14 protein-coding genes are annotated in these 12255 nt (G+C 44.5%); 13 read left to right on the forward strand and 1 reads right to left on the reverse strand.

Annotation, left to right across the window (positions count from 1 at the left end):
* Window positions 1-843 precede the first annotated feature (843 nt).
* From AC0KTX_RS15670 to AC0KTX_RS15730, 13 genes are all read left to right on the forward strand, one after another.
* Window positions 844-1347: an N-acetyltransferase family protein gene (locus tag AC0KTX_RS15670; RefSeq protein WP_474253029.1), complete on the forward strand. Its 504-nt coding sequence runs from the start codon at window positions 844-846 to the stop codon at window positions 1345-1347.
* Window positions 1348-1410: 63 nt separating this feature from the next.
* Window positions 1411-2619: an NRAMP family divalent metal transporter gene (locus tag AC0KTX_RS15675; RefSeq protein ID WP_474253030.1), complete on the forward strand. Its 1209-nt coding sequence runs from the start codon at window positions 1411-1413 to the stop codon at window positions 2617-2619.
* Between the two features lie 36 nt (window positions 2620-2655).
* Entirely contained in the window at window positions 2656-3384 is a 729-nt protein-coding gene (gene pxpB, locus AC0KTX_RS15680; RefSeq protein ID WP_474253031.1) for a 5-oxoprolinase subunit PxpB, read from the forward strand.
* Between the two features lie 3 nt (window positions 3385-3387).
* Entirely contained in the window at window positions 3388-4155 is a 768-nt protein-coding gene (locus AC0KTX_RS15685; RefSeq protein ID WP_474253032.1) for a LamB/YcsF family protein, read from the forward strand.
* Window positions 4152-5105 (forward strand): 5-oxoprolinase subunit C family protein, encoded by a 954-nt coding sequence (locus tag AC0KTX_RS15690; RefSeq protein ID WP_474253033.1) that lies wholly within the window; start codon window positions 4152-4154, stop codon window positions 5103-5105. The genes AC0KTX_RS15685 and AC0KTX_RS15690 overlap by 4 nt, the downstream gene beginning before the upstream one ends.
* A 135-nt stretch (window positions 5106-5240) precedes the next feature.
* Window positions 5241-6020, forward strand: a complete 780-nt coding sequence (locus tag AC0KTX_RS15695; protein ID WP_474253034.1) for a putative hydro-lyase — start codon at window positions 5241-5243, stop codon at window positions 6018-6020.
* Between the two features lie 395 nt (window positions 6021-6415).
* The gene (gene spoIIID, locus AC0KTX_RS15700; RefSeq protein ID WP_474253035.1) at window positions 6416-6694 is read left to right on the forward strand and encodes a sporulation transcriptional regulator SpoIIID; all 279 of its coding nucleotides are present in this window, start codon (window positions 6416-6418) and stop codon (window positions 6692-6694) included.
* Window positions 6695-6829: 135 nt separating this feature from the next.
* Window positions 6830-7831: a rod shape-determining protein MreB gene (gene mreB, locus AC0KTX_RS15705; protein WP_474253036.1), complete on the forward strand. Its 1002-nt coding sequence runs from the start codon at window positions 6830-6832 to the stop codon at window positions 7829-7831.
* A 197-nt stretch (window positions 7832-8028) separates the two neighbouring features.
* Window positions 8029-8847, forward strand: a complete 819-nt coding sequence (locus tag AC0KTX_RS15710) for a flagellar hook-basal body protein (RefSeq protein WP_474253037.1) — start codon at window positions 8029-8031, stop codon at window positions 8845-8847.
* A gap of 16 nt (window positions 8848-8863) precedes the next feature.
* The gene (locus tag AC0KTX_RS15715) at window positions 8864-9694 is read left to right on the forward strand and encodes a flagellar hook-basal body protein (protein WP_474253038.1); all 831 of its coding nucleotides are present in this window, start codon (window positions 8864-8866) and stop codon (window positions 9692-9694) included.
* Between the two features lie 204 nt (window positions 9695-9898).
* Entirely contained in the window at window positions 9899-10168 is a 270-nt protein-coding gene (locus AC0KTX_RS15720) for a DNA-directed RNA polymerase subunit beta (RefSeq protein WP_474253039.1), read from the forward strand.
* Between the two features lie 69 nt (window positions 10169-10237).
* Window positions 10238-10660 (forward strand): 3-hydroxyacyl-ACP dehydratase FabZ, encoded by a 423-nt coding sequence (gene fabZ / locus AC0KTX_RS15725; protein ID WP_474253040.1) that lies wholly within the window; start codon window positions 10238-10240, stop codon window positions 10658-10660.
* 667 nt (window positions 10661-11327) lie between these two features.
* A complete protein-coding gene (locus tag AC0KTX_RS15730) occupies window positions 11328-11630 on the forward strand; it encodes a hypothetical protein (RefSeq protein ID WP_474253041.1) in 303 nt (100 codons plus the stop codon).
* A 68-nt stretch (window positions 11631-11698) separates the two neighbouring features.
* On the opposite strand, the gene AC0KTX_RS15735 is transcribed toward AC0KTX_RS15730, so the two are convergent.
* Complete coding sequence (locus AC0KTX_RS15735) at window positions 11699-12115, reverse strand: YwpF-like family protein (RefSeq protein ID WP_474253042.1); 417 nt, start codon at window positions 12113-12115, stop codon at window positions 11699-11701.
* Window positions 12116-12255 lie beyond the last annotated feature (140 nt).

The following is a 12255-nucleotide window of genomic DNA, read 5'->3' on the forward strand; positions in this document are numbered from 1 at the left end:
AACCAGCTTATGTTTGGTTGCGAAAATTTGATGGGCGAGCCAGTCCATAATCTCCCTTTTGTCGTTGTCGCTCTGGTTTAACTGTATATATTTACCAAATGGGCAGTGCCACCTTTCTTTAGGTTTTGTCTTTTTGGCACAAAATCACAAAAAATAATTAACAGAAAATTCTAACTATATTTATGCAATGCTAATGCCTTCAATATTTAAAAATTTTTCCGCAATCTTTTAAGACAGTCAAATCGCTTCATGATTTCATCCCGGCAGTAGGACCGATACCCGTCCTCATTTCGAACGAACCTTTGCCACAATCTATCGGCAACAATCTTTGCGGCATTATAACAATTTTAGGATGGTTTAAAAGAACTGCCTAGTTACCCATCGCCTGAAGCATTTCTAAGTTTTCATATAATACTGTTCTTCTTAATGTCACTTACATTTTGTGATTAATAATCAAATCTTTTCTTTAGTGAAGAATATGTTTCTTTTTTGCTCGGATTCATGTACTTTTGCTGATCTTTCTTCTACTCGGGGTTGCGTCTGGAAAAAGCAAATTCCGATATGAAAAGCCTAATTCTCTCATTTAAAGAAATTTACAGGAAGGTGAAATCAAATTACATATAATGACTATTATGTTCGCCCAATATAATTTAGATGTCCAATTAAGAAAAAAGCCTAATGTCTTACAAGTTTTACTATCAATTTTATCAGCCTGCTATAATTTATCATTAGGGTGGCATGATCCCTTTGTCAAAAGGCTGTAGGCTGCAAAGAGAAAAGGCGATCGATAATTCCTCTTTTTATAATATAATAAAATCATTCTACAAAAAGGGGGGAGCAGAGATGGAAAAGATCACAATAAGGGATGCGGTGCTGGACGATTTGCCGAAAATTATCGACATATATAATTCTACGATTCCCAGCAGAATGGTGACAGCAGATACGGAACCTGTGACAGTGGAGGATCGGCTACAATGGTTTTACGAGCATAACCCGGAGAGAAGGCCGTTATGGATCATAGCATTAAATGGTGAAACAGCAGGCTGGCTCAGTTTTCAATCATTTTACGGCAGGCCGGCATATAACGGAACAGCCGAAATCAGCATTTACATCGATGAACAGTTCCGCGGCAAAGGGATTGGCCAACAAGCTTTGCAAAAAGCAATCGAAGCGGCGCCTTCCCTTCAATTAAAAAATTTGCTCGGCTTTGTGTTTCGCCACAACACCCCGAGCCTCAAGCTGTTTTACAAACACGGGTTTACGGACTGGGGGCATTTTCCGCGTGTTGCCGAGCTTGATGGCATTGAACGGGATTTAGTGATAGTCGGAAAGCGGGTAGTGGATTGATCCCATTTATTTTGGTAACATAATGTTATCTGTCCATCTAGTGATGGTAAAAGGAGTGATACAATGGATGCCAATGAAAAGAACAAGCGGAGGAGAAAGTTGTCGGCAATGTCGGGTGCAGCTTTTATTATGGCGACATCCGCGATCGGACCGGGATTTTTGACGCAAACTTCCGTCTTTACCGAACAGCTGTTAGCCAGTTTTGCTTTTGTCATTCTCATATCGGTCATATTAGATATAGGAGTGCAAATCAATATTTGGCGGATTATTGCCGTATCGGCCAAAAGGGGACAAGATATTGCCAACATGGTGTTGCCCGGACTCGGCTATTTTCTTGCCTTTGCGGTTGCGCTTGGCGGGTTGGCATTTAATATCGGCAACATCGGAGGAGCCGGCCTTGGGATAAATGTTCTGTTCGGAATTGATGCCCGCATTGGCGCCTGCATCACGGCTGTAATGGCCATTGCCGTATTTTTATCGAAAGAAGCGGGAATCGCCATGGACAAATTAACGCGTTATTTGGGCGCCGCAATGATTCTCCTTACTCTTTATGTCGCTTTTGTCTCAAAACCGCCATTGGGAGAGGTCGCCTTAAGAACATTCGTGCCGGAAAATATTGATTTCTTTACAATCATCACCATTGTCGGTGGAACGGTTGGGGGGTACATTACTTTTGCCGGCGGGCATCGCTTGCTGGATGCGGGAATAGCCGGGAAGGAAAACCTTTCGGAAGTGACGAAAAGCTCTGTATTTGGCATTATCATTGCGTCGATTATGCGTGTGCTTATATTTCTTGCAGTTTTAGGGGTTGTGTCAAAAGGCTTTTCATTAGACCCGAGCAATCCGGCGGCTTCAGCCTTCCAGCATGCAGCCGGAACTCTTGGATATAAGTTTTTCGGCCTTGTATTGTGGGCGGCTTCCATTACATCCGTGATTGGTTCAGCCTATACGTCTGTTTCCTTTTTGCGGACGCTTTTTAGGAAAGTTGAACAAAACCATTCCAGCTTTATTATCGGCTTTATCATCATTTCCACGATCATTTTTGCATTTATTGGAAAACCTGTTAAATTACTTATTTTAGCTGGAGCGTTTAACGCGCTGATTTTGCCGATCGGGTTGGGTGCGGTTCTTTTTGCAGCTTATAATAAATCCATCGTCGGCGACTATAAACACCCTTTCTTTCTTACAGTGTTCGGTGGCATAGTTGTCCTATTGACAGCCTACTTAGGAGTGACCACTTTCGTGCAGGAACTGCAAAAATTGTTTTCATAACATATGATTTGATTGTGCAAGAAAGGGGGAGAAACGTTGCCATTCACTATTCAGCCGCTTGGGGATTCGGCAGTTTCCTTGCAATTTGGAACGGAAATTTCACCGTCGATCCATGAAAAGATCCGCCAATACCAATTATGCCTTGAACAAAGCCGGATTGACGGGATTTTGGAATGGGTGCCTGCCTATACGACCTTGGCGATTTTTTACCGCCCCGATGTCATTTCTTATGATGAATTGAAAGAGAAGCTTTTGGAAATAGGCGAAAATACCGAAGGAATGGAGCTGCCGCCGCCGGTTGTTGTCGAAATTCCGACTTTGTACGGCGGATCGGCAGGGCCGGATTTACCGTTTGTTGCGGAATACAATGGTTTGACAGAAGAAGAAGTCGTAAACATTCATTCTTCGTCTGACTACCTCATTTATATGCTCGGCTTTGTCCCCGGCTTTCCTTATTTAGGAGGCATGGACAAAAGAATTGCGGCACCGCGAAAAGAAACTCCCAGACCCAATATCCCCGCCGGTTCTGTCGGCATTGCCGGGGAACAAACTGGCATTTACCCGCTCGAAACGCCGGGCGGATGGCAAATTATCGGGAAAACGCCTGTAAAGCTGTATGACCCGGAGCGGGACACACCGATTTTGCTAAAAGCGGGTGATTATCTCCGTTTTGCGCCGATTACGGAAAAAGAATATGCGGAAATAGAAGCTGCAGTGGAAAAAGGGGCTTTTAAAATAAAATTTGATGAAAAAAGGGGAAGATAAAAAGTGGCGACTGTCGATTTAAACAGCGATTTAGGAGAAAGTTTCGGAGCGTTTAAAGTCGGCAATGATGAAGAGGTGCTCCGTTATATTTCTTCCGCAAACATTGCTTGCGGCTTTCATGCCGGCGACCATAATGTGATGATGCGAACGGTGGAACTCGCCAAAAAATTTGGCGTGGCGATTGGCGCTCATCCCGGATTAAACGATTTGGCAGGATTCGGGCGAAGAATTGTCGAAATTTCTCCTGAGGAAGCCTATAATATGGTCGTTTACCAAATCGGAGCCTTGAGCGGTGTCGCTGCGGCAAAGGGAGTGAAACTGGATCATGTAAAGCCGCATGGAGCCTTGTACAATATGGCGGCGAAAAATAAAGCGTTAGCGGAAGCGATCGCCCATGCGGTAAAGGATGTGGACAAATCGCTGATATTATTCGGCCTCGCTGGAAGCGCCCTTTGCCAAGAAGGAGAAAAACTGGGGCTGAAGGTGGCTCATGAAGTATTTGCCGATCGGACCTATCAGCCTGACGGTACATTAACCCCGAGATCTAAGAAAAATGCCATGATCCATGATCCGGAAGAAGCAGTCAAAAGAGTGATCCGTATGGTAAAAGAGGGAAAAGTAACCGCTGTCGACGGACGGGAAATACCGATTCAAGCAGATACGGTCTGCATTCACGGAGACGGACCGAAGGCGTTGGCTTTTGCACAGGCATTAAGAAAAAGATTAGAGGAGGAAGAGGTTATGATCCTCAAACCCGGAGCGGTGAGATGATGAAGGAAATCTTTTACGTGCAAAAGCCCGGCTTATTAACAACCGTTCAAGATTTGGGACGAATCGGCTATCAGCAATACGGGGTGGTCGTGGCCGGTGCAATGGATTCTTTCGCTATGCAAATTGCGAATCTTTTGGTCGGAAACGAGCCAGATGAAGCGGTTTTGGAAGCAACCATTGTCGGTCCGTCATTAGAGGCTGCCGGCGATGCCGTGATTGCCATTTGCGGCGGAGACCTTAATCCGCAAGTGAATGGGAAAGATGCGCCTCTTTGGAAAAGCTTTTTGCTAAAAAAGGGAGATATATTGACTTTTAACGGATTGAAAAGCGGAGCAAGAGCCTATATCAGCATCTCTGGCGGCATCGATGTACCGAAAGTGATGGGGAGCAAATCGACCTATCTGAAAGCTGCTCTAGGAGGGTTGAAAGGGCGCGCGCTTCAAAAAGGGGATGTCATCATAGGAAAAGGGATAGTAGAAAAAAATACTATTGGGCGGCTGCTTCATCCTTCACTTATCCCCAATTACGAAAAGGACATGGTCATCCGTGTCGTGCCAGGCCCACATATTGCGGCGTTTTCCAAAGAAGCGGCCGATACATTTTTTTCTTCTGTCTATGAGGTGACCCCTCAATCCGATCGAATGGGATATCGATTAAAAGGTGTGAAAATTCCTCATCAAAAAGGTGCGGATATTTTGTCAGAAGCCACCCCGCTTGGCGGCATTCAGGTTCCGGCGGACGGCCAGCCGATCATCTTAATGGCTGACAGGCAAACAACTGGCGGGTATACGATGATCGCCACTGTGATCACCGTTGATTTCATGTTCGTTGCCCAAGCTGTACCCGGGGCGAAAATCCGCTTTAAGCCTGTTACGATTCAGGAAGCCCAAATGCTTTATCAAAATCAGAGAAAAATGCTCCGGCAAATTTCTGCAGGTGCGGGAATATAGAGCGGATACGCAGCCATTTTTTCATTCTCCTCCTGCCTTTCAATAGAGATGGCGGGAGAGGATTGGCCATATCTGAGAAGATCTCATGTTCAAAACGTACCATCATCCATCATTTTTTCGTGAGGAGGAGTGAACATGGAGTTAAGTCCAGCAGAAGCAAGAGCGATGATCCGCAGAAAGGAATGGAACAAACCGACTGCAGGATTAGCGCCCGGTTATGCACAGGCAAACCTTGTCATCTTGCCAAAGACTTTAGCCTATGATTTTTTGCTGTTTTGCCAAAGAAATCCGAAACCCTGCCCGCTCCTTGAAGTGACCGACGTCGGTTCGCCGGTGCCGAAGCGAACGGCTCCAACGGCTGATTTGCGGTTTGATTTGCCGAAATACCGCATTTATCAAAATGGTGAATTAGTGGAAGAGGCAGAGCAAATTGACCAATACTGGCGCGACGATTTTGTTTCCTTTTTAATCGGCTGCAGCTTCACTTTTGAAACGGCGCTGATGGAGAACGGCTTGTCAATCCGTCATATCGAACAAAATTGTAATGTGCCGATGTACAAAACATCGATTTCTTGTGAAAGTGCAGGTATTTTCCACGGAAAAATGGTCGTCAGTATGAGACCTTTCAAAGGGGAAGAGATTACTAGAGCAGTCCAAGTGACATCAAGATTTCCGTCTGTCCATGGATCGCCGGTGCATATAGGCGATCCGGAAGAAATAGGCATTAGCGACTTATCTAAACCGGATTTTGGGGACGCTGTTGAAATAAAGAAAGGAGAAGTGCCCGTCTTTTGGGCGTGCGGCGTCACCCCGCAAGCTGTTGCGATGGCCAGCAAGCCGGAATTGATGATTACTCATGCACCAGGCCATATGTTCATCACAGATCAAAAAGATTATCAATATGCCATCTTATAAAAAACTGACCGTTCTACAAATTATTCATCATCTGTTCCGAAAATGGGACAGATTTTTTTTTTCGCCGCAAAAATACAAATTTCCCGGAAAATAATTGTTGGAATTCCCCGATTGATCTTGCCGTCCATGATTTATCCACGTGTCGATCCCGCAAGGAAATATTTTTTCCGCAAATCCCTTGTCCTTCTTGACTTTTCAAGCATATATCTTCAACCAAGCTAATAAAATGTTACAAACCTAAAGAGAGAGTGTTTGAGGTGAGGGATCGTGGAGATAGAGGATCAATATAGTAAAAATGCCATCTTCAGATTTTGCATCAATGACACCGCTGTATTCACTGCGCATGCGAATCTCATTTCACACTTCTCACATCCACACTAGGGAGGTCGAGTGGTGTGCACGATTACATCAAAGAACGTACAATCAAGATTGGAAAGTATATCGTGGAGACGAGAAAAACGGTTCGCGTGATCGCGAAAGAGTTTGGCGTTTCCAAAAGTACTGTCCATAAAGACTTAACGGAAAGGCTGCCAGAAATAAACCCCGAACTAGCCAATGAAGTGAAAAAAATATTGGATTATCATAAATCCATTCGCCATTTGCGCGGAGGAGAAGCAACAAAATTAAAATATAAGCGGGAAGGGGCGCTTCAAAAGGAGCCGGTAAAAAAGTAATGATTTCCTTTCCCTGTGACAAATTCCCCAAAATTTTGACGATTTTTTTTACAAAATCATACTGATTATGCAAAGATATGATAGAATATATAATTAGGGTAAAGTAGGTGAGATAGGCAAGGAGGAGCAAAAAGAATGTTTGGAAAAGATATAGGGATTGATCTTGGAACAGCCAATGTGCTGATCCATGTAAAGGGAAGGGGAATTGTGTTAAATGAGCCCTCCGTTGTGGCGCTTGACAGAAATTCAGGGAAGGTTTTGGCCGTCGGCGAAGAAGCGAGGCGCATGGTGGGGCGTACACCGGGCAATATTGTTGCCATACGACCGTTAAAAGACGGGGTGATTGCCGATTTTGACGTAACGGAAACGATGTTAAAGCATTTTCTCAATAAATTGAACGTCAAAGGAATATTGTCAAAACCCCGCATTTTGATTTGCTGCCCGACAAATATTACATCAGTGGAGCGAAAGGCGATTCGGGAAGCAGCTGAAAAAAGCGGAGGCAAACAAATATTTTTGGAAGAAGAGCCGAAAGTTGCCGCCATTGGAGCAGGGATGGACATTTTCCAACCGAGCGGGAACATGGTGGTCGACATTGGCGGCGGGACAACCGATGTAGCTGTCCTTTCAATGGGTGATATCGTCACTGCCTCGTCCATTAAGGTGGCTGGGGACAAATTTGACCTAGAAATTTTGAACTACATAAAGCGCGAGTATAAGCTTTTGATCGGAGAACGGACAGCCGAAGAGATTAAACTGAAAGTGGCAACGGTTTTTCCGGGGGCGCGCAATGAAGAACTTGATATCCGGGGGCGTGATATGGTGACGGGATTGCCGCGCACCATCACGATCCACTCAAAAGAAATTGAACTGGCGTTGAAAGAACCTGTCGAAATGATTATCCAAACGGCCAAGAACGTTCTTGAGCGTACACCTCCTGAGCTGTCGGCTGATATCATTGACCGCGGAGTCATTTTGACAGGAGGCGGAGCGCTTTTAAACGGCCTTGACCAGCTTATGGCCGAAGAATTAAAAGTCCCCGTTTTCATTGCTGATGATCCGTTATACTGCGTTGCAGTCGGGACAGGAATCATGTTGGACAACATGGACAAACTGCCAAAGAAAAAGCTCGTATAAGAGTCTGTTGAACGCAGACTCTTTTTTTATATATTCTATTTTCACGGCCAAAATGCGGAAAGGTTAAAAAGTCCTGCGTCAATTTTATGATGAATGACCCATAAAAAAATCCAAAAATGTTAATGAGAAACTGAGAAAACTCCTTTATAATAAAAAATAGGAAAGTTGTCGGAAAATGATGAATGAGGTGGAAAAAAATGTTTCGAGGCTTTTATACGGCGGCGGCCGGTATGCTTACACAGCAGCGTCATGCGGAAATGCTCGCGAACAATATAGCCAACGCCAATACTCCGGGCTATAAGGCCGACCGATCGGCTATGCGCGCTTTTCCGGAAATGCTTTTAGCGCGGATTGAAAAGCATAATGGCGCCCCCCAAATAGCCCAAATTGGATCCGTTAATACCGGGGCTTATATGCAGGAACTGATTCCGCAGTTTACTCAAGGCGATATTCATGCGACCGATTTGCCCACAGATGTGGCACTCGTAGAAGAAAACGTGCCGTATCATGAAGAGACCAATTTGAAAGGCGCCCTCTTTTTTGCTGTGCAAACGCCGGAAGGAGAAGTAAAGTATACGCGTAACGGACACTTTACGATCGATAACGAAGGCCGATTAATGATGGCGGGAAATTACGTTCTTTCCACGAACGGAACACCGATTGTGATTACCGGCAATGATTTTACGATTACCCCTGAAGGCGATGTGTTCGAAAACGGGATCGACACTGGACAGACGATTGACATTCGGCTTGCCGCAGATGTGCGCAATCTGATCAATGAAGGAAACGGACTTTTTCGCACGGCTGACGGGACGGTGCTTGCAAGCGCTGTCGGCATCGGCAATGTCCAATATACACTCCGTCAAGGATTTCTGGAACGATCCAATGTTGATGTAGCAAAAGCTTACACTGATATGATGACAGCTTACCGCACATTTGAGGCCAACCAAAAAGTCCTTCAGGCTTATGATAGAAGCATGGACAAAGCAGTGAATGAAATCGGCCGCATCGGCTAACAGGGAGGTGCAGTAAATGCTGAGATCAATGATAACCGCAACCAATACAATGACTCAACTGCAACGACAAATAGACGTTATCGGACATAATCTTGCGAATATCGATACGAACGGTTATAAAAAAACAAGCACAAGTTTCCAAGAGTTGATGAGACAGGAACTTAACAACCAGCCAGATGTTGAAAGAGAAGTAGGGAGGCTAACACCATACGGTCTAAGACTCGGCGCCGGCGCAAAACTTGATCAGCAGCTGGTGTTTAAACAAGGCGCGTTAAGGAACACAGGCCGGGAACTGGATGTCGCTCTTTTGCAGAAAGATCAATTTTTGCAAGTTGAAGTCGATGGACAAATCCGCTATACGCGGGACGGCGCCCTTTATTTATCGCCGGCCAATGACGGCACAAACCGGCTGATGCTTGTAACGAAAGACGGCTACAGCGTGCTCGATGAAAATCAAAACCCGATCTACTTGGACGATCGTTTTCGCGAATTGGCCATTTCAAACGACGGAACGATTACGGCCTTGCCTAAAAATGATGGGGATTTGCCGCAAGTCATCAACATTGGCGTTGTGCAATTCAATCGGCCGAGCATGATCGTATCGCTCGGTGACAATTTGTATGGCCTGCAGGATTTAGGGAATGTGCCGATAACCGATGTACTGACAAATTTAACAGGAAACCTTCGCTCTGCAGTAAACATGAAACAAGGGGCGCTGGAAACATCCAATGTCGACCTGACAGAAGAAATGACGGATTTATTGATGGCTCAGCGTTCCTATCAATTGAATGCAAGATCGATAACACTGGGCGATCAAATGCTCGGTCTGATAAACTCCGTCCGATAAAAATGCGCTGAACTTTCGGAAGCTTTGCTGATAAACGGCTTTCTCAAAAAGAGCGGTATTTTTGAACGCTTCATTTTGATATAAAGGCTCCAATTTCAGCCGGTGAAAAGCCGTTTTTGCCTTTTTGGATTCGGAAAGGCTGAGTACGAGTGTTCCGCATCGCATGGAAGCGGGGAGTGATTTATGTAAAAAGGGGTTTTTGCGATGGCTGCTGAGCAAAGATTAAATATTCCCACACGGGAAGAACTGAAAAAAAAGAAACAAGAAGAAAAAGAGAAAACAAAAAAACGCGTTCGCATCCGCCTCGTTCCGATCTGGCTCCGCCTTGTTTTGCTCGTTCTTGGAATGGCCGTCAGCCTTGCAACCGGCGCCATCGTCGGGTACGGCGTATTAGGGGACGGGAAGCCGCTCGATGCCCTCAAACCGTCTACATGGCAGCACATCATCGACCTTGTTGAAAAAGAAAAAGAATAATTTTATACTTTTTTTGAAATAAAGGAGGGGCTTCCTTCCTTTGATCGTAATGCAATAGGAGGTATTCCAATGCTGGATATTCAACAAATTAAAGAAATTCTTCCGCATCGCTATCCGTTTTTGCTCGTTGATAAAATTGTCGAGGTGGAAGAAGGGAAACGGGCGGTAGGAATAAAAAATGTAACCATCAATGAACCGTTTTTCAGCGGCCATTATCCCGATTATCCCGTTATGCCGGGTGTTTTAATTGTAGAAGCTTTGGCGCAAGTCGGCGGGGCGGCGATGCTGCAAAAAGAAGAAATGAAAGGCAAACTCCCGCTGTTTGCAGGCATCGACAAGTGCCGCTTTAAAAAGCAGGTTCGTCCTGGCGACCAGCTTCAACTGGAAGTAGAAATCACCGCACAACGAGGTCCGATCGGAAAAGCGAAGGGCGTCGCAAAAGTGGACGGCGAAATTGCCTGTGAAGCGGAATTAACGTTTGCGGTAAAATAATTGGATGATGCCGATAAAGTTTTGACAGAAATAAAAAAGTGGGGGCAGTTCAATTTGATATGCTACCCTTAAAGTAGACAGATTAAAATCCAACCAAACATCCGGGCTATGCCCGGTTTTATTATTGCAGCGAATCGACACTACGGAAACGAACCTATACTCGACAGGCATGACATTTTCTTGAAATGTCGGGATCCAAATCTCCGCCATGTTGGAATTTGGGGATTAGGCTGGACAAGCGAATGCATTTTTTTGCCGATGAAAATGGAAACAATGCTCGGAATTTACTCGGACTGCACAAACAAAGCGAATTTCCCCGCTGATCCATTGCTTGGGGCTGCGCTTTCACTCTCCAATTAGCTTCCCCCTCTTTGCCGGCTCTGCCAGTGTGCGAGCCAGCCGCTTCACAACCGGAACAAAATCGCAATTAACGTTTTTATTTCCCCTTTTAACGTGAATCTGTCGGCAACCTCTGAAACACAATAGGAGTTTTGGAAGCGTTTGCCCATTCATTTTTCGCATATCAGTTTCGCCGCAGAAAAACAGCAAAACAATCGAATAGAAGGATTTGGTCTATCTATTTGTAAAATGAGAACAAATTGATGCATAGTATTTGTTTTGTTGGACATGTTAAGAATGTAAAAAATTGAAAGGAGTTATCCAGCTCATGAAAAAGAAATGGCTGCTCATACTATTAAGTTCATTGATTTCTTTGATGGTTTTCGCCGGATGCAACGCAAATGGCGATAATGATCCGCAGAACAATCAAAATGAAGAAAATGAGGATGTTGGTCCAACAGATGAAGATAACGACGGAAATACTTTAGATGAAGAAGTTCCGCCGGCGGACGATAACAATATGGACAATCAAGATGGAAACGAAGCCGATAACAACGGTACGGACGATATGCTGAATGAAGATGACGGAAATATAAACGATAATGAAAATCAAGAGGATCAAAATCAATAAAACGGAAGGCCTTATGCGCCTTCTGTTTTTCTATTTAAAGAAACCGCGGTTCTTTTTCCGTTTCCGTGCTATTTATTCATCCGTTTTTTGAATGCTTCTAAAAGTTTTTTTCCTGAAAGGCCTTGAGCAATCAATTCGCTCAAGATGTTTTCCGCTTCCTGCTTTATGGAGCGGCTGTACAGTCTTCCAAGAAAAAGAACCGAAATATGCTCTTCAAACTGAGTGATGGAATGAACGTTGGCGATCACTTGTGCGGGACGGTTATTTTTTTTGGTAATGGTGGCAAATAAAATGAGATCTTCACCGCTTTGCCAATGGTGTTCAAAATAAGGACGGTACTGTTTGGAAAGAAGCGCTTCAATTAGCCAGGAGTTTTCGCCGTCTTCTTTATTGATGATTAATCCGTCTACAAGAGGAAGTTCGTCAAATCGGCCGTCTTCAGCTTTATTTTCAATTTTCAATCCAACCAGTTTAAAGGTTTTCATAGGAAAATACCTCCAGCAGATGGTTAATCCTATTATACACAAAATAAAAGAGGCTTCACAATGTGAACTGCCCCCTGTCAAGTAGACAGTAGAAATAATAAAAATATACCTAAGCGGCTTTAGCTCTATATTCCATGGGG

The sequence above is a fragment of the Aeribacillus sp. JST-2 genome, assembly GCF_056032925.1.

Bases quoted from the DNA above. Each gene is read 5' to 3' on its own strand.
- AC0KTX_RS15695 (WP_474253034.1), top strand. From the start codon at position 5,241: ATGGAGTTAAGTCCAGCAGAAGCAAGAGCGATGATCCGCAGAAAGGAA.
- mreB (WP_474253036.1), top strand. From the start codon at position 6,830: ATGTTTGGAAAAGATATAGGGATTGATCTTGGAACAGCCAATGTGCTG.
- AC0KTX_RS15730 (WP_474253041.1), top strand. From the start codon at position 11,328: ATGAAAAAGAAATGGCTGCTCATACTATTAAGTTCATTGATTTCTTTG.
- AC0KTX_RS15715 (WP_474253038.1), top strand. From the start codon at position 8,864: ATGCTGAGATCAATGATAACCGCAACCAATACAATGACTCAACTGCAA.
- AC0KTX_RS15690 (WP_474253033.1), top strand. From the start codon at position 4,152: ATGATGAAGGAAATCTTTTACGTGCAAAAGCCCGGCTTATTAACAACC.
- AC0KTX_RS15735 (WP_474253042.1), bottom strand. From the start codon at position 12,115: ATGAAAACCTTTAAACTGGTTGGATTGAAAATTGAAAATAAAGCTGAA.
- AC0KTX_RS15720 (WP_474253039.1), top strand. From the start codon at position 9,899: ATGGCTGCTGAGCAAAGATTAAATATTCCCACACGGGAAGAACTGAAA.
- AC0KTX_RS15710 (WP_474253037.1), top strand. From the start codon at position 8,029: ATGTTTCGAGGCTTTTATACGGCGGCGGCCGGTATGCTTACACAGCAG.
- fabZ (WP_474253040.1), top strand. From the start codon at position 10,238: ATGCTGGATATTCAACAAATTAAAGAAATTCTTCCGCATCGCTATCCG.
- AC0KTX_RS15675 (WP_474253030.1), top strand. From the start codon at position 1,411: ATGGATGCCAATGAAAAGAACAAGCGGAGGAGAAAGTTGTCGGCAATG.
- AC0KTX_RS15670 (WP_474253029.1), top strand. From the start codon at position 844: ATGGAAAAGATCACAATAAGGGATGCGGTGCTGGACGATTTGCCGAAA.